26 protein-coding genes are annotated in these 22,912 nt (G+C 71.2%); 10 read left to right on the forward strand and 16 right to left on the reverse strand.

Annotated elements, in window-relative coordinates:
- Positions 1-31: 31 nt before the first annotated feature.
- Positions 32-1,426, reverse strand: coding sequence for a GMC oxidoreductase (locus AB0P18_RS01755; protein ID WP_363358631.1), 1,395 nt, complete (start codon positions 1,424-1,426; stop codon positions 32-34).
- Between the two features lie 72 nt (positions 1,427-1,498).
- On the opposite strand from AB0P18_RS01755, the gene AB0P18_RS01760 reads away from it, so the two are divergent.
- Positions 1,499-2,536 carry an alcohol dehydrogenase catalytic domain-containing protein gene (locus AB0P18_RS01760; RefSeq protein WP_363358632.1) on the forward strand — a complete coding sequence of 346 codons (1,038 nt, stop codon included), beginning with the start codon at positions 1,499-1,501 and terminating at the stop codon, positions 2,534-2,536.
- On the opposite strand, the gene AB0P18_RS01765 is transcribed toward AB0P18_RS01760, so the two are convergent.
- The 5 genes from AB0P18_RS01765 to AB0P18_RS01785 all read right to left on the reverse strand — a co-directional run bounded on the left by AB0P18_RS01765 (position 2,533) and on the right by AB0P18_RS01785 (position 7,194).
- The gene (locus AB0P18_RS01765; RefSeq protein WP_344050800.1) at positions 2,533-2,964 is read right to left on the reverse strand and encodes an SRPBCC family protein; all 432 of its coding nucleotides are present in this window, start codon (positions 2,962-2,964) and stop codon (positions 2,533-2,535) included. The two genes, AB0P18_RS01760 and AB0P18_RS01765, sit on opposite strands and share 4 nt — an antisense overlap.
- Positions 2,961-3,722: a DUF2071 domain-containing protein gene (locus AB0P18_RS01770; protein ID WP_363358633.1), complete on the reverse strand. Its 762-nt coding sequence runs from the start codon at positions 3,720-3,722 to the stop codon at positions 2,961-2,963. Before AB0P18_RS01770 ends, AB0P18_RS01765 begins: the two co-directional genes overlap by 4 nt.
- Before the next feature lie 5 nt (positions 3,723-3,727).
- Positions 3,728-4,495 carry a hypothetical protein gene (locus tag AB0P18_RS01775; RefSeq protein WP_363358634.1) on the reverse strand — a complete coding sequence of 256 codons (768 nt, stop codon included), beginning with the start codon at positions 4,493-4,495 and terminating at the stop codon, positions 3,728-3,730.
- A 170-nt stretch (positions 4,496-4,665) separates the two neighbouring features.
- A complete protein-coding gene (locus AB0P18_RS01780) occupies positions 4,666-5,952 on the reverse strand; it encodes a hemolysin family protein (protein WP_363358635.1) in 1,287 nt (428 codons plus the stop codon).
- Between the two features lie 222 nt (positions 5,953-6,174).
- Entirely contained in the window at positions 6,175-7,194 is a 1,020-nt protein-coding gene (locus tag AB0P18_RS01785; protein ID WP_344050808.1) for a TerC family protein, read from the reverse strand.
- Positions 7,195-7,401: 207 nt separating this feature from the next.
- Here AB0P18_RS01785 and AB0P18_RS01790 point away from each other — a divergent pair, with 207 nt between their 5' ends.
- The gene (locus tag AB0P18_RS01790; protein WP_363358636.1) at positions 7,402-7,983 is read left to right on the forward strand and encodes an N-acetyltransferase; all 582 of its coding nucleotides are present in this window, start codon (positions 7,402-7,404) and stop codon (positions 7,981-7,983) included.
- A 3-nt stretch (positions 7,984-7,986) separates the two neighbouring features.
- Here the strand turns inward: AB0P18_RS01790 and helR are convergent, their stop codons facing one another.
- From helR to AB0P18_RS01805, 3 genes are all read right to left on the reverse strand, one after another.
- Complete coding sequence (gene helR / locus AB0P18_RS01795) at positions 7,987-10,203, reverse strand: RNA polymerase recycling motor ATPase HelR (RefSeq protein ID WP_363358637.1); 2,217 nt, start codon at positions 10,201-10,203, stop codon at positions 7,987-7,989.
- Between the two features lie 112 nt (positions 10,204-10,315).
- On the reverse strand, positions 10,316-11,563 hold the full coding sequence (locus AB0P18_RS01800; RefSeq protein WP_363358638.1) for an RNA polymerase sigma factor: 1,248 nt from the start codon (positions 11,561-11,563) through the stop codon (positions 10,316-10,318).
- A 7-nt stretch (positions 11,564-11,570) separates the two neighbouring features.
- Entirely contained in the window at positions 11,571-11,993 is a 423-nt protein-coding gene (locus tag AB0P18_RS01805) for a YciI family protein (protein WP_344050815.1), read from the reverse strand.
- 253 nt (positions 11,994-12,246) lie between these two features.
- On the opposite strand from AB0P18_RS01805, the gene AB0P18_RS01810 reads away from it, so the two are divergent.
- From AB0P18_RS01810 to AB0P18_RS01830, 5 genes are all read left to right on the forward strand, one after another.
- Entirely contained in the window at positions 12,247-12,576 is a 330-nt protein-coding gene (locus tag AB0P18_RS01810; RefSeq protein WP_363358639.1) for a hypothetical protein, read from the forward strand.
- A 28-nt stretch (positions 12,577-12,604) separates the two neighbouring features.
- Positions 12,605-13,816: an MFS transporter gene (locus AB0P18_RS01815; RefSeq protein ID WP_363358640.1), complete on the forward strand. Its 1,212-nt coding sequence runs from the start codon at positions 12,605-12,607 to the stop codon at positions 13,814-13,816.
- A gap of 20 nt (positions 13,817-13,836) precedes the next feature.
- Positions 13,837-14,715 carry an RNA polymerase sigma factor SigJ gene (sigJ, locus tag AB0P18_RS01820; protein WP_363358641.1) on the forward strand — a complete coding sequence of 293 codons (879 nt, stop codon included), beginning with the start codon at positions 13,837-13,839 and terminating at the stop codon, positions 14,713-14,715.
- Positions 14,716-14,791: 76 nt separating this feature from the next.
- A complete protein-coding gene (locus AB0P18_RS01825) occupies positions 14,792-15,547 on the forward strand; it encodes an NAD-dependent epimerase/dehydratase family protein (RefSeq protein ID WP_363358642.1) in 756 nt (251 codons plus the stop codon).
- 33 nt (positions 15,548-15,580) lie between these two features.
- A complete protein-coding gene (locus AB0P18_RS01830) occupies positions 15,581-16,198 on the forward strand; it encodes a hypothetical protein (protein WP_363358643.1) in 618 nt (205 codons plus the stop codon).
- Between the two features lie 12 nt (positions 16,199-16,210).
- On the opposite strand, the gene AB0P18_RS01835 is transcribed toward AB0P18_RS01830, so the two are convergent.
- The 4 genes from AB0P18_RS01835 to AB0P18_RS01850 are packed head-to-tail and all read right to left on the reverse strand — an operon-like array spanning position 16,211 to position 18,317.
- Positions 16,211-16,783: a YdeI/OmpD-associated family protein gene (locus AB0P18_RS01835; RefSeq protein WP_363358644.1), complete on the reverse strand. Its 573-nt coding sequence runs from the start codon at positions 16,781-16,783 to the stop codon at positions 16,211-16,213.
- Positions 16,784-16,821: 38 nt separating this feature from the next.
- Positions 16,822-17,049 carry an RNA-binding S4 domain-containing protein gene (locus AB0P18_RS01840; protein ID WP_344050827.1) on the reverse strand — a complete coding sequence of 76 codons (228 nt, stop codon included), beginning with the start codon at positions 17,047-17,049 and terminating at the stop codon, positions 16,822-16,824.
- A 9-nt stretch (positions 17,050-17,058) separates the two neighbouring features.
- On the reverse strand, positions 17,059-17,610 hold the full coding sequence (locus AB0P18_RS01845) for a thermonuclease family protein (RefSeq protein WP_363358645.1): 552 nt from the start codon (positions 17,608-17,610) through the stop codon (positions 17,059-17,061).
- 32 nt (positions 17,611-17,642) lie between these two features.
- Positions 17,643-18,317 carry a TetR/AcrR family transcriptional regulator gene (locus AB0P18_RS01850; protein ID WP_363358646.1) on the reverse strand — a complete coding sequence of 225 codons (675 nt, stop codon included), beginning with the start codon at positions 18,315-18,317 and terminating at the stop codon, positions 17,643-17,645.
- Between the two features lie 124 nt (positions 18,318-18,441).
- On the opposite strand from AB0P18_RS01850, the gene AB0P18_RS01855 reads away from it, so the two are divergent.
- Together AB0P18_RS01855 and AB0P18_RS01860 are read left to right on the forward strand one after the other, a co-directional pair.
- Positions 18,442-18,909, forward strand: a complete 468-nt coding sequence (locus AB0P18_RS01855; RefSeq protein WP_363358647.1) for a DUF6326 family protein — start codon at positions 18,442-18,444, stop codon at positions 18,907-18,909.
- A gap of 53 nt (positions 18,910-18,962) precedes the next feature.
- Positions 18,963-19,259, forward strand: a complete 297-nt coding sequence (locus tag AB0P18_RS01860) for a hypothetical protein (RefSeq protein ID WP_363358648.1) — start codon at positions 18,963-18,965, stop codon at positions 19,257-19,259.
- Between the two features lie 42 nt (positions 19,260-19,301).
- On the opposite strand, the gene AB0P18_RS01865 is transcribed toward AB0P18_RS01860, so the two are convergent.
- Positions 19,302-19,865, reverse strand: coding sequence for an XRE family transcriptional regulator (locus AB0P18_RS01865; protein ID WP_363358649.1), 564 nt, complete (start codon positions 19,863-19,865; stop codon positions 19,302-19,304).
- Between the two features lie 66 nt (positions 19,866-19,931).
- Here AB0P18_RS01865 and AB0P18_RS01870 point away from each other — a divergent pair, with 66 nt between their 5' ends.
- Positions 19,932-21,515 (forward strand): FAD-dependent oxidoreductase, encoded by a 1,584-nt coding sequence (locus tag AB0P18_RS01870; RefSeq protein ID WP_363358650.1) that lies wholly within the window; start codon positions 19,932-19,934, stop codon positions 21,513-21,515.
- Here the strand turns inward: AB0P18_RS01870 and AB0P18_RS01875 are convergent.
- Together AB0P18_RS01875 and AB0P18_RS01880 are read right to left on the reverse strand one after the other, a co-directional pair.
- Positions 21,487-21,879 (reverse strand): DUF1801 domain-containing protein, encoded by a 393-nt coding sequence (locus AB0P18_RS01875; protein WP_363358651.1) that lies wholly within the window; start codon positions 21,877-21,879, stop codon positions 21,487-21,489. The two genes, AB0P18_RS01870 and AB0P18_RS01875, sit on opposite strands and share 29 nt — an antisense overlap.
- Before the next feature lie 35 nt (positions 21,880-21,914).
- Entirely contained in the window at positions 21,915-22,778 is an 864-nt protein-coding gene (locus tag AB0P18_RS01880) for an alpha/beta hydrolase (RefSeq protein ID WP_363358652.1), read from the reverse strand.
- Positions 22,779-22,912 lie beyond the last annotated feature (134 nt).

The raw sequence follows: 22,912 nt of genomic DNA on the forward strand, positions 1-22,912 counted from the left end.
GCATTCGTGCCCTCTCGCGCGCGGCAGAGGGCTACATCTGGTCGGCGACGATCGCGCCGACGGCCATCACTGCGGCGACCGGCCCGCACGAGGGCACGACGGGGAGCACGGACGCGTCGGCGATGCGCAGACCCGGCACACCCCGGACCCACCCGGCGCCGTCCACGACCGCAAGCGGGTCGTCCGCGGCGCCCATCGGCGCGGTGCCGCACGTATGCGCGGCGCTGCTCAGGTGCAGGGCGATCCACGCGTCCAGCAGAGCATCATCGTCCAGAGTGGCCGGATCGAGGTCGGCGAGCTCCTCCACGAGCTCGGCGAACGCCGGTGCGGCGAGGATCCCAGCCGCGCGGCGCACCCCGAGCCGCAACGCGGCCCGATCAGCCTCGTCCTGGAGGTAGTGGTACGCGATCGCGGGTGCGGCGAGCGGGTGAGCGGATGCCGGACGCACCGTCCCGCGCGAGCGGGGGCGCTGCAGCCCGACGATGAGCCCGAGCGTGCGGGCATCCGGCTCGGGAGCGGGCGGCTGTGTGCACGCGAGGATCTCGATTTCGTCCCCCGCGCCCCCGTCCGCGCCGATCCGCAGCGCGACCGGGAACGCTCCGTGCTCGTCCTCGGGACGCGGGCCTGGAACGGGGGCGCCGGGGCGCGGCATCCACTCGACCCACACCGTGGGGTGATCGCTGAACCCGGTGCCCACACCCGGCAGGTCGACGACCGGCTCGACCTGCAGCATTCCGGCGGGACCGAGGCCGGACGCGAGCAGCAGGCGCGCCGTGCCGAAGGCGCCCGCGCACAGCACGACCTCATCGGCGTCGATCACCGACAGCTCGCCGTCGGCGTCCGCGACCTCGACGCCGACCGCGCGGCCGTCCGCGAACACGACCCGCAGAACCCGGCAGTCGCTGCGCACGTGCACGCGATCATCGAGGAAGGCCTCGGCCGCCGTCCGGGGGGCACCGCCGACGATCGTGGTCGGCACAGCCACGGCGCTCCCGCCCGCCGCATCGGCGAACGCACGCGCTACCGGGTGCGTCGCCGGCGACGGGTGGGCCTGCATCCGGTCGCCGAGGTCGCGCATCACCGCCCGCACCCGATCGGGATCCCATGCGTCGCCGCCCGCGTCATGCCACGCCTCCAGGTCGACAGCATCGGGAAGCAGCCAGTACCCGCCGTTGACCACGGACGACCCGCCGACCGCTCGCCCGGGCCGCGCCCTGCCCGCGATGTCGTCGGTGAGTCGCGCGGGCAACGCCCAGGTCTCGGGGTGCGCGACCGCGGCGTCGAGCGCCCGGTCGGCGCGTCCCGCCATCACGGGTCGGCCCGCCTCGATCAGCGTGACGTCGTAGCGATCGGCGATCCGCGCCGCCAGCACACACCCTGCACTGCCGGCACCGACCACGACCACGCGCGGCAGTTCAGCATCCACCGTGCCATGATGCCCGATCGGGGCGACTCCGACCGACCGCGACGCCCGCGCGCGCCGTGCGAGGATGACCGGATGCGAGCCGTCCGCTTCTCGACCTTCACCGCCACCCCCGTCGTCGTCGAGGTCGCCGACCCCACGCCTCCCGCGCACGGGGCGGTGATCCGCGTGACGGCGACGGGCGTGTGCCGCAGCGACTGGCACGCCTGGCAGGGGCACGACTCGACAGTCGCTCTCCCCCATATTCCGGGACACGAATACGTCGGCGTCGTCGAGTCCGTCGGCGCGGACGTCCGGGACTGGGCTCCGGGCGCGCGCGTCACCGCGCCGTTCGTGAACGCGTGCGGCACGTGCCCGACCTGCCTCGAGGGCCGTCAGAGCATCTGTCCGCGGCAGACCCAGGCGGGTTTCGACCGCGACGGCTCCTTCGCCGAACGCGTCGTCGTGCATCACGCCGACATCAACCTCGTCGCGGTGCCGGATGAGATCGACGACGCGACCGCCGCAGGACTCGGCTGTCGCTTCGCCACCGCCTACCGCGCAGTGTCGAACCGCGCGCGCGTGGCGCCCGGCGAGGAGGTCGTGGTCTTCGGATGCGGCGGCGTCGGTCTCGCGGCGATCCTCGTCGCCCGCGCCCGCGGCGCACGTGTCGTCGCGGTCGACGTGTCTCCGGCGGCGCTCGAGCTCGCCGGGCGCCTCGGAGCGGCGGAGCTCCTGCAGGCCGCAGCACCCGGCCTCGACGAGCGCCTCCGCTCGGCGACCTCGGGCGGCGCCCACATCGTGATCGAGGCGATCGGCCGCGCCGAGCTCGTGCGGCACGGGCTCGGCTGCCTGCGCCCCGGCGGTCGGCACGTCCAGGTCGGGCTCCTCGCCGGCCGGGACGCCGACCCCTCGGTCGACCTCGGCCGCATCCTGGCGCTCGAACTCGAACTGCTCGGCAGCCACGGCATGTCCGCGCACGAGTACCCGGCGATGCTCGATGAGATCGCGCGCGGCATCCTCGATCCTGCCGCCCTTCTTGGGCGCACGATCACCCTCGATGAGGCCCCCGCCGCGCTCGTCGCGATGTCCGCGCCGTCGACCGCAGCGGGTACGACGGTGATCGTGCTCTAGGCCTCCAGCAGCGCCTTCATCCGCTCCAGCCCGGTCGCGAGGTTGTTGCGCACGCCCTCGCCGATCACCGGTTCGAACAGCCGCATCATCCCCGACGGGGTCGCCTCGATCGTCGCCGTCAGCAGCGTCGTCTGCTCGGACGCCGCCAGCTGGAGCACCAGCGACGTCTCCAGCGGCCCCTCGGTGCTCACGAAGGACATGAGCCGCGGCGGCTCGTAGGCCGTGACGCGCCAGTGGAACTCCACCTCCCGTCCCATCGCCCGCAGCTGCGAGCGCAGCGTGCTGCCGGCGCGCAGCGGAGGATCCGAGGTCAGTTCCTCCGACACGACGGTCTCGTCCCATCGCGGCCGGTTGGTGGGCTCGGCGATGAAGGCGAACACCCCTTCGGCGGGGTGGGCGATCTGCACGGTCTCGACGACGGTGATCATCGGTGTCCTTTCGAGGTCGGGACGATGACGGGCGCGGCGAAGCTCGTGAGGAATCCCGGGTGCCGGGCCGGCATCGCCAGCACCGAATCGGGAGCCCTGCCGGCGAGTTCGCCGAACCCGGCGTCGAAGACGAGGTCGTCGGAGAGGGCGAGGAGGTCGGCATCCACGAGAGGCCACGCCGGGTGCTCGTTCGCCGCCCACCGCGTGCGACCGAGGTGCGTCTCGTGGAAGCCCCAGCGGGCGGTCAAGAAGCGCGAGAGCGGGGTGTCGACAGGGGTGTCACCCACCCGGACGGCGATCCGGGTGCCGGGGCCGGTCGCGCGCCCGTCGACGCGGCGACGGCGCGACCGGTACTCGATCACGTCATCGCTCGCACGCACGCCGATGCGCGCCCAGCGGTACGGCAGGCCGAACAGGACACGCGCCGCCAGCACGGGGAGCAGGTGCTCGGCCTCGAGAGTGCGGAAGACGACACTCCGTCGCCCGGCATCATCGATGCCGTACGTGCGGACGTTGATCTCGGCGAATGTGCCGAGGAGCGGCACGGTGGGGAGCGGCAGGAAGCGGAAGTCCGACAGCACGAACGGCACGAGCCCGACCCACGCGGACCCGTCGAACGTGTCCGGGCGCACCCCGTGCGGCAGCATCCTCTCCACCGTCTCCGGCGGCACGCGCCAGTGCACGAACACCGCGCCGCTCCACCGCTGCGCGATCACCGCACGCCCGGGCAGGGCCGGGGCGTCCGAGCTGAGCGTCATCGCCGTCACCCGACCAGCACCGCGACGGTCAGGACGAGCGGCGCGAGCGGAATCGTGAGGGCCAGCATCCGGTCGACGCGCCCGCCGACCTCGGGCGAGCGCTCTCCCCGTCCGAGGGCCCACACCCCCACCCACACCGCCGCGATCGCGAGCAGGGCCGCGATCGTGATGATCCGGGTCGGGATGCCGACCCCCACGCCGACGATCGTCCCGCCGATCTGCGCGAACGCGATCACGCCCCACGGCACCACGGCCACGGCCACGGCGGACCCGAAGCCGAAGGCCCAGAGGCCCGCGCGTCCGGTCGCGGTCCGCCGGTCGTGCAGCGACAGCAAGAGCCCACCGGTCGCGCCGAGTGCGTAGAGCGGCACGAGCGAGGTCACCTCGGTGATGCCGTTGAGCTGGGCGACCAGGAACGTGACGACGCCGCCCACCTGAGAGTACTCGATCCAGCGGGACGCGTGGTGGTCGGCATCCCTCGCCCGCCCGCGTCGGATGCGGACTGTCGGGACGAGCGAGAGCAGGCGCATCACCGCGAGGAAGAGCAGGAGGACGGCGACGGCGGCCGGCAGCTGGACGTCGGCGACCGGGACCGATGCCCCGGCGAGCGCGAGCTCCGCAGACGAGCGCACCGGCGCTTCGGGCGGGCGCGCGAAGGTCGCGGTCACCGGAAGCGCGAGCCAGGGCTTCGCCTGTCCGACGACGAGCACGACGACGGCGGTGGTCCCGAGCACGACGGCGGTCACGGCGTCCGTGCGGACCGTGCGGGTCATCCGGCCTCCTCATGCGCGGCGTGGGTTTCGAGCGTACCCAGACTGCCGGTCGCCCGGGTCAGCGCGCGCGGCCGTGCACAACTCCTCGGATTCCGACGCGGAAGGGGCTGGACAGCCGGAATCCACCCGGATCGGCCGAGATCAGAGGAGTTGTGCACACGCGGGCTGGGTCAGCCGGCGGCGTCCTCAGCGACCGGAGCCCGGTGCGCCACCCGCACGGCGGCGATGCGGCGCCGATCCAGCTCGGTGACCTGGATCGTCCCGCCCTCGACCTCGATCGTGTCGCCGACGACGGCGAGCCGTCCGAGCTGCTCCACGACGAAGCCCGCGATCGTGTCGGACGCGCCGCGCGGCAGCTGGAGGCCGGTGAGCTCTTCGAAGTCCTGCAGGTTCAACCGTCCGTCCACCTCGCCGCCGGAGGTCGCCGGGTCGGCGGCGGTGTCGTACTCGTCGAAGATCTCGCCGACCACCTCCTCCACGAGGTCCTCGAGCGTCACGATGCCGTCGGTGCCGCCGTATTCGTCGACGACGACGGCGATCTGATGTCCGCCGGCGCGCAGGCGGGTCAGCGTGGGCAGCACGCGCGCGGTCGCCGGCACGTACGCGATCGGCCGCGCGATCCGCTGGATCGGCGCGCCCGGGTCGTCCGCTTCGAACAGATCGCGCACGTGGACGAAACCGGTGATGTCGTCGATCGAGCGATCCGACACCGGGAACCGCGAGAACGGCAGATCGCGCACCTGCACCAGGGCGTCGGCGATCGTCGCGGTCTCGTCGAGCGCGACGACCTCCGGGCGCGGTCGCATGACCTCGCTGATCTGACGGCCGCGGAGGGACAGGACGTCATCGAGGATGCGGCGCTCGTCCTCCGGAAGACCCTGGTGGCTCGCGACGATGTCGCGGATCTCCTCGTCGCTCATCTCGTCGGCGGTCTTGTGCGGATCGCCGCCGAGCAGGCGCACGAGCGCGTTCGTCGACACCGACAGCAGCCAGATGACCGGCTTCATGACGGTGGCGAAGCCGTCGAGCACCGGCGCGATCGCGTACGCGAACTGCGCGTTGCGCTGGATCGCGAGGCGCTTGGGGACGAGCTCGCCGAGCACGAGCGAGAGGTAGGCGATCAGCAGGGTGAGCACGAGGGTCGCCAGCGTCAGCGCCAGCGGCTCCGCGGCGCCGAGCCAGACGAACAGCGGCGCGACGGACGGCGCGATCGAGGTCGCGCCGTACGCCGCCGAGGCGAACCCGGCGACGGTCACGCCGATCTGCACCGCCGAGAGGAACGTGTTGGGGTTGCGGGCCAGATCCGCGACCTTCCGGCCCCGGCGACCGCGGGCCGAGATCGCGTTGATCTGGCTCTCGCGCAGCGTCACGAGGGCCATCTCGGTCGCGGCGAAGACGCCGCCGATCAGGACGAACAGGATCACCAGGCCGATGTTCCACAGCAGGTCGGCGGTCATCGGCCATGCTCCGATCCGGTGGCGCCGGGGGTCATCCCGGCACCGGGTCTATCGGGGTCGGCGGACGCGTCGGTTCGGCGCGCGGTGTTCACGGGGTCTCCTTGGTCGGTGAACGAGGTGGGCGGGGAAGGGATGCAGAACTCCACGGATCCGGTAGCGTCGGCGCCGATCTGCGGCGCGATCCGGCCCGGACGGCTCGGATCCGTGGAGTTCTGCAGACGGCTAGCGCGGGTCGCGCGCTTCGGCGATCTGCTCGGTGACCTCTTCGGGCTCGCGGATGCGGTCCTTGCGGGTCTTGATCAGGCTCGCGACGGTTGCGACGGCGATCGTGCCGGCGATGAACAGGAGCGAGACCCAGATCGGGATCTCGGGGATGACCTTCCAGGGCTCCCCGCCGTTGATGAACGGCAGCTCGTTCTTGTGCAGCGCGTGGATGAGCAGCTTCACGCCGATGAAGGCGAGGATGACCGCGAGTCCCTGTGCGAGGTACACGAGGCGCTCGAGCAGCCCGCCGATGAGGAAGAACAGCTGGCGCAGCCCCATGAGAGCGAAGGCGTTCGCGGTGAACACGATGTACGCCTCATTCGTGAGTCCGTAGATCGCGGGGATCGAGTCGACGGCGAAGATCAGGTCGACGAAGCCGATCGCGACGATCACGAGGAGCATCGGCGTGACGAAGCGGCGGCCGTCCTTCACGACGGTGAGCTTGTCGCCGTTGTACTCGTCGCTGACCGGCAGGTGGCGGCGCACGAACCGCATGAACTTGCCGTTCGCGGGGTCGGACTCGCCGTGCGCGAACGCCTGGCGGTAGGCGAGGAACAGCAGCAGACCGCCGAAGATCCAGAACACCCACGAGAAGTTCTCGATGAGTGCGGCACCGACGGCGATGAACGCGCCGCGCATGATGAGCGCGATCACGATGCCGATCATCAGCACCTTCTGCTGGTAGATCTTCGGCACGGCGAAGCCGGCCATGACGATCAGGAAGACGAAGAGGTTGTCGATCGACAGGGCCTTCTCGGTAAGGTAGCCGGCGAAGTACTCGCCGCCGTAGGTCCAGCCGGAGACCATGCCGATGCCCACGCCGAACAGCAGCGCGAGGCCGATGTAGAAGGCCGACCAGCGCGCCGATTCGCCGATGGACGGCTCGTGGGGCTTGCGGACGTGCGCGTAGAACTCGTAGACGAAGAAGGCGATCGTGACCGCGATCGTGATGATCCAGACGAGCGGAGTGACGTTCACAGCAGGGGTTCCCATCCTTGGCGTTGACGATTCAGCGCCAAGGTCTTCTCCATCCTCGAGATCGAGGACCGGGGGCCCGGGATGCGATCGCATCCGTAGTGACGAGCCGGCCGTGTCGGAGTACTCCCCTTGGTCCGACGATTCTATGCGCCCGAATGGGCCTCTTCCTGAGAACCGTCTGAGTGCCGAACGTGCGAGGGTGGTCGGATGCCGTTCCCGATCGTCCCGAGATCCTTGGCGACCGAAGAGTTCGTCCTGCGCCCGATCACCGCCGCGGACGCCGCGCGCGACCACGCGGCGGTGATGGAGACGCGCGCCGATCTGCGCGTGTGGGAGCAGTCGACCTGGCCGGCGGACGATTTCACCATCGATGCGAACCGCGAGGACCTCGTCGACCTCGAGCGCCGGCACGCCGAGGGCCGCGCCTTCACGTTCACGGTCGTCGATCCGTCGGACTCCGAGTGCCTGGGATGCGTCTACGTCTTCGCCCCGACGGCGTCGTTCCTCGCGCAGGCGACGGTCACCCCGCTGGCCGGAGAAGTCTGGCTCGAGCAGGATGCCGTCGTCTACTTCTGGGTCCGGGCGAGCCGCGCCGCGACCGGGATGGACGCGCGGCTGCTCGCGGCACTGCGGCCGTGGTTCCGCGACGAGTGGAAGACCCCGCGGACGGTGTTCGTGACGAACGAGCTCTTCACCCACCAGGTCGGACTCCTCGAACGGGCGGGCCTGACGCCGGCCTTCCGGTTCATCGAACCCGACAAGCCCGGCCCGTACGTCGCGTTCGCCTGACGGTCAGGACAGCAGCACGAGCTGCTGGGTCGCGCGCGTCATCGACACGTACCGGTCGACCGCGCCGGTCAGACCCGGGCCGAACGACTCCGGATCCACGAGCACGACGAGATCGAACTCGAGGCCCTTGACCAGCTCGGGCGTGAGCACGCGCACCCGTTCGCGCGGTGAGGCGTCGGCATCCCCGATCACGACCGCCGTGCCGTCCGGCGACCGCTCCTCCCACGCGTCGAGGATGGCCGACAGCTCGTCGCGGCGAGCGCGCCGCACCGGCACCCCCGTCCGGCGGATCGAGACCGGCACATTCGCGTCCGGCAGCGCGGCGCGGATGACCGGCCCCGCGACCTCCATCACCTCTTCGGGGGTGCGGTAGTTCACGCCGAGCGTGGACACCGTGACCCGGTCGACGCCGATGCGCGACAGGCGCTCGGTCCACGACTCTGCGAATCCCGCGCGGGCCTGCGCCCGGTCGCCGACGATCGTGAGGCTCCGCGACGGACACCGCCGCAGCACCATTCGCCACTGCGCCTCGGTGAGCTCCTGCGCCTCATCGACCACGATGTGCCCGAACGGCCCGGCGAGCACGTCATCGGGCGCCGCGTCGCGGCGGGCGAGCGTCCGGCGCAGATCCTGCCCGCGCAGCATCGACATGATCTTCAGGTCGCCGTCGTCGGCGGCGATCAGATCGCCGATGACGTCCGCCCGCACGCGCTCCTCCGCAGCCGCCTCGCGCCGCGCCCGCTCCGCCCGCACGTGCGCGTGCGGGTCTCCGACGGCGAAGCGGGCGGCATCCCGCAGCGGTCCGTCGACGTCGGTCCACGCCGCCGGTGCGTCGACGAGCGCGCGGATGCCGGCCTCCCCGAGCCCGGGCGCGCATCGTCGCAGCATGTCGGCCGACGACAGGAGTCCCCGCAGCAGCGCGTCCGGGTCCAGCAGCGGCCACATCCGGTCGAACGCCGCACGTATCGCCTCGTCGCTCTCGAGCGCCTCGCGCACGGACTCCTCCTGCCCGGCATCCCGTCCGTACGCGTCGAAGTCGCGCTCCCGAGGCCGCGACGCGTCGCCCCATCCGTCGCTCCACCGGTCGTCGGCCGGCGTTGCGAGGTCGTCGACGCGCTCCGTGAGCAGGTCGATCAGCCGCTCCCACGCCTGCGCGCGGACGGTGTTGTGCGCGGCGCCGTCATCGGCCTCGAAGATCTCCTCCCACTCCGCGGGACCGATGACGACATCGCCCCAGGCGGTGTCGATCGCGAGCGTACGACCGGGCGGCCGCTGCCACAGCCGCACCGCCGCCTCGATCCCGTCGACGAGCACGGCACTCTCCTTCGCTCTCCGTACGGCCGGATCCTCCTCGCGTCCGACCGGACCCGCGTCCGGCACGAGATCGCCGATCGCGCATACGAGGGCACCGTCCTCCCCGAGGCCCGGCAGCACGTCGTCGACGTAGTCGACGTACGGCCGGTGCGGCCCGACGAACAGCAGGCCGCCGGCCCCGGCGAGCGTCGGATCCGCGTACAGCAGGTACGCCGCCCGGTGCAGGGCGACGACGGTCTTGCCCGTCCCGGGACCGCCGTCGACGATGCGAGCACCGCGGGCGCCCGCCCGGATGATCGCGTCCTGATCGGTCTGGATCGTCGCGAGCACATCGCGCATCTTCGCCGACCGACTCGCTCCGAGGCTCGCGATGAAGGCGGACTCGTCATCCAGCGCCGCCGAGTGATCGACGCCGTCCGCTGCGAACACCTCGTCCCAGTAGTCGACGATGCGCCCGCCGCTCCATCGGTAGCGCCGCCGCAGCGCGAGCCCCATGGGGTGCAGCACGCTCGCGGCGAAGAACGGCTCGGATGCCGGCGCCCGCCAATCCGTCAGCAGCCGGTCCTCGTCGTCATCGGCCAGGCCGAACCGGCCGATGTACGAGGCGCGGCCCTCGACATCGACCATCTTGCCGATGCACACGTCGACGCCGAAGCGACCGAGCACCCGCGCGCGTGCGCTGAGTCGCTGCACGTCGAGGTCGCGCTCGAGTGCCCGCTGTCCGGAGCCGGCAGGCGCCCGACGCGCCGCGGCGAGCCGGACCTCCGCGTCCGCGCGGGTCTGGGCAAGAGCGGCTGCGACGCGGGCGAAGTGCCTCCGATCGTCTCCGATCAGCGCATCGGTCGCCTTGGCATGCAGCCGCGGCGGCAGGGCGAAGATCTCGTCGGTCTCGGTGGAGTGCGGCATCCGGCCCCCTTGTCTGGCGCACGGATTACCCGCGCGACCTGCGATTCTCGCGCGAGGAGGGGGTCTTGCCGCAAGCCCCCCTCCGCGCGGGATAATGGAGAGGGAGGACACGTCACCCGCGCAGGGCGTCCGCTTTCGCGGTGAGCACCTGCCGCTGGGCCTCGTTCGCGGTGAGCGCCGCGGCCGTCAGCAGCTCCGACCGGGCCTCGTCCGCGCGACCGAGACGCGAGAGCAGTTCGCCGCGCACGCTCGGCACGAGGTGCGAGCCCGGCAGCGCGCCGGACTGCTCGAGAGCGTCGACGATCGCCAGGGCTTCTGCCGGGCCCGACGCCATCGACACCGCGACCGCACGGTTGAGCTCCACGATCGGGTTCGGCGCGATGCGGCCGAGGACGTCGTACAGCAGCACGATCCGCGCCCAGTCGGTCTCCTCCACACTCGGCGCGATCGCGTGGCACTGCGCGATCGCCGCCTGCAGCGCGTAGGCGCCGCGCCCGACACGACGCGCAGCCGCGGCGGCGTCCGCGCGGGCGAGCAGCAGGTTCGCGCGCGCGATCTGGCCGTGGTCCCAGCGGCGGCGGTCCTGGTCTGCCAGGAGCACCGGTGTCCCGTCGCGCTCCTCGCGCGCCGCGAACCGCGAGCGCTGGAACTCCATGAGCGCAACCAGCGCGATCGGTTCGGGTTCGTGCGGCAGCAGCACGGATACCGTTCGGCCGAGGCGGATCGCCTCATCGGCGAGATCCGGCCGCACCCACCGGTCGCCCCCGGTCGCGGCATAGCCCTCGGTGAAGACGAGGTAGATCACCCCGAGGACCGCCGTCAGCCGCGCTTTCCACTCCGACGGATCCGGCGTCTCGAACGGCACATTCGCGGCCGCGAGCGACTTCTTCGCCCGGGTGATGCGCGCCTGCACGGTCGGGACGCTCGTGAGCATCATGCGCGCGATCTCGTCGGTCGACAGCCCCGCCACGACCCGGAGCGTCAGCGCGACCTGCGATTCGCGCGAGAGGACGGGGTGACACGCGGTGAAGACGAGGCGGAGCACGTCGTCGTCGATCGGCATCCATTCGTCGTCGGATGCCGCGTCCAACGAGTGCGCGATCTGCCGGTACCGGTCATCCAGCGCGCCGCGCCGGCGCCACGTGTCGATCGCGCGACGCTTGGCGACCGCGGTCAGCCAGGCGCCTGGATTGCTGGGGACACCTGTGGCGGGCCACGCGCGCAGCGCCTCGAGCACGGCATCGTGCGCGACGTCCTCGGCGAGGCCGAGATCGCCGGTCTTCTTGGCGACGGATGCGACGATCCGGATGCCTTCGATGCGCCAGACGGCCTCGACCTCGCGGCGAGTCTCGTCGGTCATGCCGAGGTCACGCCTTGGCGGCCTCCTCGGCGCGCCACTCCTTCTCCTTCTGGATGTACTCGTTGTCGGCGTAGTCCGCGAAGTCGGACTCGTCGGTCACGCGACGCACTTCGAGCTTGTTGCCGGGTCCGAGCGGGCAGCGCTTGGCCCACTCGAGCGCCTCCTCGGCGGTCGAGGTCTGGAGGATCCAGAAGCCGTTGAACAGCTCGTGCACCTCGCCGTAGGGGCCATCACTGACGACGGGCTCCTCCGCGGTGAACTCCACGACGTAGCCCGGCTCAGGCGCGAGGCCGTCACCGCCGACCATGACGCCGGCTTTCATCAGGGCCTCGTTGTAGGCGCCCATCGCGTTGATGACGGCTTCGAAGTCCATGTTCTCGTAGTTGTCCACGGCCTCCTGCGTCGCCCGCATGATCAGCATGTGCTTCATTTCGACTCCTTCTCAGCGCCTCTGCGCTTCGCTCCGAGGGCTCTTGTTCGCCCTTTCACTATCGCGTCGATCGGCGCGGAGCGGAATCGACATCGGCCCTGAAACTTTTTCGCGCCGATGTCGTCGCGCTCTCAGGAGAATCTGCGCGCGGGGTCCGGTCCGAGGCTCGGAGCCGCGCATTTCTCCTGACGACGCGACACCGCCCACCCGTAGGATCGCAGAGTAAGCCCGCGCCGCACAGGAGTTCACCGACATGACGACGCCCCCGGCCGCCCCCGTGCAGAAGCGCCGCCTCGACGTCCTCGGCCTGATCGCGATCGTCGTCGCGAGCCTGGCGCTCGTGCCGTCGCTCCTGGTTTTCCTCATCGGGCTGATCCCCGAGATGAATGCGATCTGGTGGCTCGGCATCATCCTGATCCCCGCGCTCGGCGTCGCCGGTGTGATCGCCCTCGTGCTCGCGATCATCGGTGTGATCGTCGCGGTGCGCCGCGGCACGCGGTTCGTGCTGTCGATCGTCGGCGGCGTGCTCGGCATCCTGCTCCTGCTGCCGATCGCGGCGATCTTCATCGGCCCGTCCACATGACCGTCTCGCGGGGAGACGAGCACGGAGGGTGAAGACCGGGGCGTTCGCGCGGTACTGGGCGGCAGCGGCGATCAGCTCGTTCGGCACCGCGGTCACCGCGGTGGCCATGCCGGTGCTCGTCGTTCAGGTGCTGGGTGCTTCGCCGCTGCAGGTGGGCCTCGTGAGCGCCGCGCAGTTCCTGCCCTACGGTCTCCTCGGCCCGTTCGCCGGCGTCTACGTCGACCGATGGAGGCGCACGCAGACGCTCATCTGGGCGAGCGTCGGCCGCGCGCTCTCACTCGGCGCGATCGTGGTGCTGTGGCTCACCGGTGTGCTGCAGATCTGGATGCTCGTGCTCGCTCTGCTCGCCTTCGGGTCGTTCTCGGTGTTCGGCTTCGCGGCCACGCAGTCGCTGCTCCCCCGGCTCGTCCGCCGAGAGGACCTGGTCACGGCGAACGCGCGTCTGGACCAGACGGATGCCGCCGCCCAGACTCTCGGGCCGACCCTGGGCGGCGGCCTGGTGGGTCTGCTCGGCGCCCCGATCGCGATCGCCGTGGATGCTGTGAGCTACCTGATCGAAGCGGTGCTCGTCGCCGGGGTGAAGGTGACCGACCCGCGCGCGAGCGCGCCGCGGCGCAAGCTCTGGACCGAGATCGGCGAAGGCTTGCGCTTCGCCTACCGCCACCCCACGCTGACGCCGCTCGCCGTGTCCACCCACATGTGGTTCCTCGCGAACGGTGCGGCCCTGACCGTGCTGTCGTTATTGGCGCTGCGCACCCTCGGACTCTCCCCGTTCGCTTTCGGTCTGCTGTTCACGGCATTCGGTCTCGCGAGTCTGGTCGGCGCGTCCCTGGCCCCCGCGGTCGGGCGCCGGCTCGGTTCCGGTCGCGCCGTGATCTTCTCTCGTTGGGCGTATCCGCTCGCCTGGCTGCTCGTTCTGGTGGCGCCGACGACCCCGATCGCGCTGCCCCTCCTCTTCACGGGACTCGCCGTTCAGGGCCTCGCTGCCGGCGTGGAGAACGCCCACGAGATGGGCTTCTGGCAGAGGGAGACTCCTGACGAGCTGCTCGGGCGCACCAACGCGTTCCGGCGATCGGCGAACCGCACTCTGGCGGCTGTCGGCGCGCTGCTCGCCGGCGTCCTCGCCGGCGCGGTCGGCGAGGCACCCGTCCTGGCGGGCGTCACGGTCGTGTTCGCCCTCGCGGCGGTCGCGCTCAGCCTCTCTCCTCTGCGCCATCGGTCCGGAGCGGCGGCCGAATGAACGCATCCGAGCCTTCCGACGTGGCTGTCCACGAGCGTCGACGACTCCTCTCCCTCGCCTACCGGATGACGGGGACGCTGGCGGACGCCGAGGATATCGTCCAGGAGACCTATATCCGCTGGTACCGACTCGATGATCGGGAGCGCAACGCCATCCGGGTTCCCGCCGCCTGGCTCACCCACGTCGCCTCCCGCATCGCTCTGGACCTGATCGGGTCGGCGCACGCGCGCCGGGAGCAGTCGTCGGGGCAGTGGTTGCCCGAGCCGATACCGGCCGGGTTGTTCGCCGAAGGGACGCCGGCGGACCCTCTGGAGCACGCGGTGCGCGACGATGAGGTGAGCACGGCGCTGCTCCTGGTGCTCGAGTCGATGACTCCCTTGGAGCGCGTCGCCTTCGTGCTGCACGATGTCTTCGCCGTGCCCTTCGCGGAGGTCGCCGAGATCATCGGACGCTCCGCGCCGGCAGCCCGGCAGCTCGCCACCGCGGCGCGTCGTCGCGTCCGGGCCGGACGCACGCGAGTCGTCGAGCCCGGCGAGCACGAGGACGTGGTGCGCGCGTTCCAGGTCGCGGCGCGGGAGGGTGATATCACCGCACTGCTGCGGACCCTCGCCCCCGAGGTCGAGGCCCGCGCGGACGGTGGCGACGTGGTGCGCGTGGCACCCAATGTCGTGCGGGGGTCGGACCGGGTGGCGCGGTACCTGCTGGGCGTGCTGCACAAGCAGCCCGACATCCGATTCGAAGAGCTTCGCACTGCCGACGGCCTCGCGTACGGGATGCTGGGCGGGGACACCTTGGTCGGCATCACGGCGTTCCACGTCGAGGATGCGCGGATCACCGACGTGTGGATCGTCATGGATCCGCGAAAGCTCACCGCATGGATGCCACTCGAAGCCGACTGACCTCACATTTCGCAGCGCTGCGTCGTCAGATCAGTGAGGTGGTTCGGGAGGGTCCCGTCGCCTCAGGAGGAGCAGCATGAGAATCGCCGTCGCCGGAGGAACCGGCACCGTCGGCCGCCATGTCGTCGAGACGGCTCGCGGACGCGGACACGAGGTGGTGGTGCTGTCACGCAGCGTCGGGGTCGACGTGCTGACGGGACAGGGTCTGGACGCGGGCCTCCGGGGAGCGGATGCCGTGATCGATACGGTGAACGCGACCACACTGTCGACCCGGAAGGCGGTCGCCTTCTTCGAGCGGAGCACCACGCAGCTCCTCGACGCCGGAGCGCGTGCCGGCACCGGTCATCACGTCACCCTCTCGATCGTGGGCATCGACGGGATCGACACGTCCTACTACGCGGGCAAGCTCGCGCAGGAGCGCCTGGTGGCGGCATCCGCCGTGCCGCACACGATCGCGCGCACGAGCCAGTTCCACGAGTTCGCGCAGCAGATCGCGCGCCAGACCACGCTCGGCCCGCTGACCATCGTGCCGAAGACGCTCACGCGACCCGTCGCCGCGCGCGAGGTCGCCGAGCACCTGGTCATGATCGCCGAGGGTGCGCCGCGGGGGCGGGTGACCGATCTCATCGGACCGCGTGACGAGGTGCTCGCCGACATGGTGCGCCGGATGTATGCCGAGCGCGGCATCCGTCGTCGCGTCCTCGAGATGCGCTTCCCCGGTGCGTACGGGCGCGGCCTCGCGTCGGGCGCGTTGCGCGGCGACGGCTCGGCCGAGACGGCGACGATCGGCTTCGACGAATGGCTCCGCGCGAGGCCCCTCGCGGAGTCTTGATCGTCGGCGTCGCGCGGGAGTACCTTCGAGCCGATGCCGCTCGCCCAGCCCGAACTCGACCTGCTGTGGGACTTCTCCGACGCCCCCGCCTCAGAGAAGCGTCTGCGCGAGGCCGCCGAGAGCGCGGTGGACCCCGGTGTCCGGGCAGAGCTTCAGACGCAGGTGGCGCGCGCCCTCGGTCTGCAGGACCGGTTCGCCGAGGCGGACGCGTTTCTGGACACCATCACGTCCGACGCGCCCGCCGTGCGGACGCGGGTCGCCCTCGAACGCGGTCGGGTCCGCAACTCCCGCGGTGAGCCCGACGCGGCGGTGCCGTACTTCCGCTCGGCCACCGAGGTCGCCGCAGCCGCCGACCTGGTGTTCCTGCAGGTCGACGCGCTGCACATGCTCGCGATCGCCGAGCCGGCCCACGCCGGTCGGTGGACGGCGCGGGCGCAGGAGGTGCTCGCCGACGTGACCGACGAGCGCACCCTGCGGTGGAACGTCGCCCTGCACAACAACGCCGGCTGGACGTCCTTCGACGCCGGGCGCATCGATGAGGCGATCGCCGCGTTCGAGCGTGCACGGGAGGCCGCCGTCCGGTGGGGCACCCCGCAGCAGGTCCAGTGGGCGGACGAAGCGCTCGAGGAAGCTCGGGCCGCGCGCGGCTGAGCCCGCCGCGTCTCAGTGCAGGCTCTCGCCCCGCTTGAGCATCTCGACGTACTCGGCGACCCGCGCCGCTCGCGACTCCGGTCGCTTCAGGTTGGCGACGCGGAACGACATCGCGAACCTGTTCTGCGCCGTCTGGCGGGCGAAGGCTTCAGCGAGCAGCGGGTCGGCATCCAGCGCCGCCTGCAACTCGGGCGGGAGCTCGCCGTCGCTCTGCCGGTAGGCGCGATCCCATCGCCCGTCCTCTTTCGCGCGGTCGATCTCGCGCTGCCCTTCGGGCCGCATCCGCCCCTCGTCGATGAGCCGCGCGACGTGGCCGATGTTGACCTTCGACCACGGGCTGCGGGCCCGTCGCGGGGTGAACGCCTGCAGGAAGTAGTCCGCGTCGAGGGACTTCGACTGCCCGTCGATCCAGCCGAAGCAGAGGGCGACGTCGAGCGCCTCGCCGTAGAGGATGCCGGGCCGCGTGCTCGCCTTCTTCCTCAGGCGCAGTCGGACACCGTCCGTGTGGGGATCGGCATCCAGCCAGGCCTCCCACTGCGCGACCGTGTCGACGTGCAGCACGGGCTTGTCGTCGAAGCTGGCCATGACGGGAGGCTAGTGCGGTCCGCCGACGCTCGACAGGTTCAGGCGCAGACGCGGACGCGCCGACCCTCGAACCCGATGACGTCGCCGAGCTGCAGCTGGCGTCCGCGGCGGCGGTCGACCTCGCCGTTCACGGTCACGAACCCGTCGATGATCGCCTCTTTCACGTCGCCGCCCGAATCGAGCAGCCCGGCGAACTTGAGGAACTGTCCCAGGCGGATGCCGTCACCGCCGATCGAGACGTCGGTAATGGGGGCGGGCGTGGCCATTCAGACAGGCTAGCCGGTGGGGGCCGGATCGGGATCGAGGTGCCCCCGAGCCGCGTCGGCCGCGGCCTGGCACGCGACGGTCGTCACCGCTCCGTCCGCAGTGAGGGTCGCGGTCTGACCCGCGCGGTACTGCGCCTCCCGGGGGTGCGCGGGATAGCCGTCGATCGAGTCGTAGCGGGCGACCGCGAGACCGGCGGTGAGGACGGACATGCCGACGTCGACGCCGTCCGCGGTGTCGACGTAGCGCAGGAGCCGCCCATACCGATCGGTGTCGTTCTCGCCGTCGGGCAGGGTCAGCGTGATCGCCGCCCCCGGGCTGAGCAGGGCCGAGACCTGCGCCGCGGCCTCGGCGTATCCGCACTCGTCCCTCTCGGGGGCGTCGATGCCGATGATGCGCACCGTGCCGACGCTCGACTCGATCGTGTCGCCGTCGATCACCGACACCAGGGTGGCCTCGGCTGCCCCCGGCGGCACGGTCGGCTCAGGAAGCTCCGCCGGCGCGCACCCCGCGAGGAGGACCGCGAACACCACGACGAGCGCGGCTCCCCCGACCTTCCCCATCTGCCTGAGCCTAGGGGACCGGTCCCCCGCGCTCACTGCGGGGCGGCATCCCTCAGCGGCTCGAGAGCGTCCAGCAGGAGGTCGAGCCCGAAGAGGAACTCCTCGGAAGGGTCGTAGCCCGACGCGGCGAGCGCGAGCGCGGCCTCGTGGAGATAGGGGAACTGCTCGGGGGGCAGCTGAGGGAGGAAGACGTCCTGCGTGATGTCGGGCAACTCCTCCGCCGTGTCGATGGGCAGGCTCGCCTCCTGCAGGGCGAAGCCGTACACGTGGCTGTCGAGGAGCCAGTTCGCGTGCGTCGCCATCACGACGGAGAAGCCGGCTCGGCGGAGGCACGCGGTGACCGCCTCGCGGTGTCGCAGATTCGCGGGACCGGGTGAGGTTCGCGACTCCATCAGGCCGATGGCCCACGGATGCCGGGCGAGCACGTCCCGCGCAGAGACCGCGCGCCCGCGCATGGCCGTCCGCCAGTCGGCCTCGGCGGACGGAAGCTCGATCTCCGCGAAGACGACGTCGATCATCGCGTCGAGCAGCTCCTCCTTGTTCGCGACGTAGTGATAGAGCGACATCGCTCCCGCGCCCAGCACGGTCGCCAACCGACGCATGCTCAGCCCGTCCACGCCCTCGCGATCGGCGAGGCGGATGGCCTCCTCGACCACACGCGGGGTGCTGAGCCCCGACTCCGTCGCCAGCCGGCGTCGCTCGCTCACTGTTTTGGGTCTCCTCGCTCGTCGGATCGACTTGACAAGCGTACGGTGTACGACTCATAGTACAGCGTACGACGTACAGTGTACGAAAACCCGGCGTGAATGCGCCCGAGAAAGGACCGCTTCCATGAGCGATCGAACCCGACCCCTCGACGACCCACGCATGCCCGTGCGCGCGAAGCTCGCCGCGGCGTGGACGAGCTTCATGTTCTTGTACATCTACGTGGACTACTACCACCTGTATCGTCCCGGCATCCTCGACGACATCGCCGCGGGGATCGTCTTCGAGTTCGACATCAGCCCCGCGCTGATGACGGGCTTCCTCGCCCTCGTCTCGGTCCCGGCGCTGATGGTCGTGCTGTCGATGGCGTTGCCCGCGCGGGTCAGCCGGGTCGTGAACCTCGTCGCGGCATCGCTGTACATCCCGGTGACGATCTTCAACGCGGTCGGCGAGTCGTGGGAGTGGGCCGCGTTCTACACGCTCTCGATCGGACTCGAGCTGGTGCTGCTGGCGTTCATCCTGCGGTCCGCCTGGACGTGGCCGCGGGTCCCCGTCGACGCCGACCCGCGGATGCCGCTCGCGTCGACCCGCTGACGCAATCTCGGCCAGAGCCTCGGCACCGCCCGAGAAGATGCGAAAATCGATGTATGACGAGCACAACCGCCCCTTCCGCCCGCCCCGCCATGCCGTCAGAACTGGCTCGAGAGGAGCGGGCCTCGAAGAACGGCCGCGGAATCGCGATCGCCGGCCTCGCCTTCGGGATCTACTTCCTGCTGATCTCCCTGCTGATGCTGTGGCCCGACCCGGCTGCCAACGTCGTGGGCACGCTGCTGATCGCCGTCATCGGCCTCTTCTTCACCGTCGTCGGCGCGGTCGGCCTCGCCCGGTCCTCGCAGCGGATCCGCGAGTTCAAGGCCCGCCGCGGGACCCCCGCCACGAGCTGAGACCCGATCCGGCCCGCCGCCCGACGGGCGCCCAGGCCGGCCTCAGAGGTCGCCCGCGGCGCCGTGCGTGTGCATGCGCTCCCCCGATGCACTGAAGATGCTGATGATCTCAGCCGGTCCGTCCGCGGTGGCGCTCAGACTGTGCGGCAGGCGGGTGTCGAACTCGGCCGCTTCTCCTCGTTCGATGACGTGCTCGTGTCCGTCGAGCATGAGGCGGAGGCGACCGCGGAGCACGTACAGCCACTCGTAGCCGTCGTGGATCCGGGGCGGGGGCGCCTGCCCGCTGGCGGCGTACGTGACCTTGAAGGTCTGTACCGGCGAGTGGTCGAGCGTCAGCGGCGCGATGATCATCCCATCGCGGCGCTCGATGGCCCGGCGCACGCGCGGATCGCTGGACCCGTGCGGCACGAGATCGTCGATGCGGATGCCGAGCTGGCGCGTGAGCGGCAGCAGCAGTGCGAGCGACGCCTGGCGCTTGCCTGACTCCAGGCGGGACAGCGTGCTCGCGGACATCCCCGCGCGCGCCGAGAGGTCATCGAGGGTCCAGCCGCGCTCTCGACGAGCGGCGCGCAAGCGGGGACCGATCTGCTCCAGGGCGGCATTCATGGGCTCATCTTGCCACTTCAGCAAGGAAACTTGCGTTATGGCCGATCGGACATCAAGTCTGGACCCATGACAGACGAATGGGATGCGGTGATCATCGGCGGCGGCGCGGCTGGGCTGAGTGCCGCGCAGATGCTGGGGCGGTCGCGTCGCCGCACCCTCGTGATCGACGGCGGGATGCCGCGCAATCGGTTCGCCGCGCACATGCACGGTGTGCTCGGGCACGACGGTGTGGACCCCGCCGATCTGATCGAGAGAGGGCGCGCGGAGGCCCGCGCGTATGGCGTCGAATTCGTGAAGGGCGCGGTCGCCGGCCTCACCGACGACGACGACCGGATCCGCGTGCATCGCACCGACGGTGTGGTGCACACCGCACGCGCCGTCATCATCGCCTCCGGCGTCCGCGACGAGCTGCCCGCCGTACCGGGCCTCGAGGGGGAGTGGGGCACGCGCGTTCTGCACTGCCCGTACTGTCACGGCTGGGAGGTCGCCGGCACACGTCTCGCGGTCCTCGCGACCTCGCCGATGAGCGCGCACCAGGTCCAGCTCGTCCGGCAGCTCTCCGACGACGTGATCGCCTTCACCGCGACGGCCGAACCGTGGAGCGAGGACCTCGTCGCTCGGTTCGCTGCCCGCGGCATCCGCGTCGTCTCAGCGGGCGTCGCCCGCGTCGTGCCCGGCGAGGACGGGCTGACCGTCGTGACGGAGGACGGGACCGAGCACGTCGTGGACGCGATCTTCACCGCGGGCGCGCCCGTGCTGAACCTCGGTTTCGCGGCCTCGCTCGATCTGGCACGCGCCGAGACGCCCGGCGCGCCGCTGGCAGTCGACCTGACGGGGGCGACGAGTCACCGTCGCGTCTTCGCGGCGGGCAACGTCATCGCGCCGTTCGCGAACGTGCCGGTGTCGATGGGCTCCGGCTCGATGGCGGGCGCGGGGGTGAATGCGCGGCTCACGGAGGAGGACTTCGATCTGGCCGTGGCCGAGCGCACCGCCGCGCGCAACGCCGCGTGGGACGCGCGATACGCCGCCGAGGATCGCGTCTGGTCGGGCCGCGTCAACGCATCGATGGCGGCGATCGTCAGCGATCTCGAGCCGGGCAGCGCGCTCGACGTAGGCTCCGGCGAGGGCGGCGACGTGCTGTGGCTCGCCGAGCAGGGCTGGCAGGCGACGGGCGTGGATGTGTCCCCGACCGCGGTCGCCCGCGCGTCGCGGCTCGCTGCGGAACGAGGGCTGTCCGCGCGATTCGTCGCCGGCGACGGCGTGGGGCGGATCGACGAGCAGTTCGATCTGGTGCTCGCCAGTTTCCTGCACTCGTGGGAGGCGGACTTCCCGCGCGTTCGACTGCTGCGGGATGCCGCCGGGCGCGTGGCCCCGGGTGGCCGCCTTCTCGTCCTCTCCCACGCCGCGCCGCCGCCGTGGGCTCGCGATCTGCACGACCGGGCGCCGCTCCTGCGCACGCCGGACGAGGAACTGGCCCTCCTCGATCTTGATCCGGCCGAGTGGCAGGCGGAGGTCGTCGAGATCCGCGCGCGCGAGGCGACGGCGCCCGACGGTGGCGCCGCGCACCTGGAGGACGGCATCCTTCTGCTCCTGCGCCGCGGCGACCGTGATCCTCGACCGGCTAGGGCTGGGCGAGCCACGCGCGGATGACCGCGATGATCGCGTCGTGCCGATGCGGGAGGTCACGGGCACTCGGCACGACCAGGCTGGCGCGAAGATCGGAGTGCCACGTCAGGAGACCGTCGGGGTCGCCGTCGAAGATCGGTGGAGCACTCTTGTCTTCGGCGCGACCGGTGCCGAAGTGCAGGATGAGGCGAACCGGCCCCTTGCCGGCGGCGTTGATCGTGAGCCGGTCGACTCCGCGCAGCGTGTAGCTGGGCGAGTTCCACTTCACGATCTCGATCAGCTCGGGCTCCGCCGCCCGGACGAGGGAACGCAGCGCCTCGATGTCGGTGCGTCGTTCGGGCGTCTGCGACGCGAGGTAGTCATCGACGGTGGCGAACGCGGCGGGCACGTGCCGAGGCTATCTCCCGGTGAGCCGGATCGAGGTCACCCCGTGGCGACATCGATGCCGTCGCGCACGAGGCGGACGACGTCGAGGATGGCGCCGGCCACGAGGGCGGGCTGCTCGATGTGGACGTTGTGCCCGCTGTTCGTCTCGGTGACGTGGATCGACCCCGGAACGGACGCGGCCAGGTCCGCCTGACTCTTCACCTGCGCCGCGTCGGTGACGTAGCCGAAGTCGTCCGGGACCTCCTGACCGAGCACGCCCGCGGCCTTCAGCGCCGGGATGGTCGGGCCGATGGGCTGGTCTGCCGAGATCACGATGAGCGGCATCCGCCTCAGTCCTCCGGCGGCGCGCATCTGGTCGAAGCTCGCGTCGGGTTCGATCCACTCCAGAGCCGGGTACTCGGCGATCGACGCATCGATGTCGCCGCGGAGCATCGGCTTCTGGATCGCCCACTGCTCAGCGGTCATGTGGTCGCGAAGACCCTCGCCCAGTGCGTCGACGAGCACCATCCCGGACACGTCGTCGGGATAGGTCGCCGCGTACAGGCGCGCCGCCAACCCACCCGCGGAGTGTCCGACGATGACGAACGGCTCCTCGATCCCGGCCGCGCCGACGAGGGCACGCAGGTCGGAGACCATGTCCGCGGCGGTCGTGGGCTGATCCACGGGATCGCTTCGACTCGGCGCCTCGCCGACCGGAGTTCCGGGGCGGTCGTACGCGCACACCCGGGTGTCGGCACCGACGAGCGCGTACACCGACGGCGAGTCGACGTCCTCCGCGACGATCGCCCAGTCCTCCGCCGACGCCCGCTGCCCTCCGACCAGGATCACCGTCGGCGACCCGGATCCGGTGCACTCCAGGAACATCCGGCGACCGTCGCCGATGTCGAACGTGCCGCTCACGTCGACCGCCTCGTCCGTCGGACCGCTGCGTGAGCCGCTGCCGGACGGCGCGCAGGCTGCGAACAGCGCGCACCCCATCAGCATCGAGATCGCGATTCCCGCCCGGCATCCGTTCATCAGCCGCCCCCGCCGCT

Source organism: Microbacterium sp. NPDC064584 (assembly GCF_040687315.1).
Taxonomy (GTDB): Bacteria; Actinomycetota; Actinomycetes; order Actinomycetales; family Microbacteriaceae; genus Microbacterium; species Microbacterium lacus.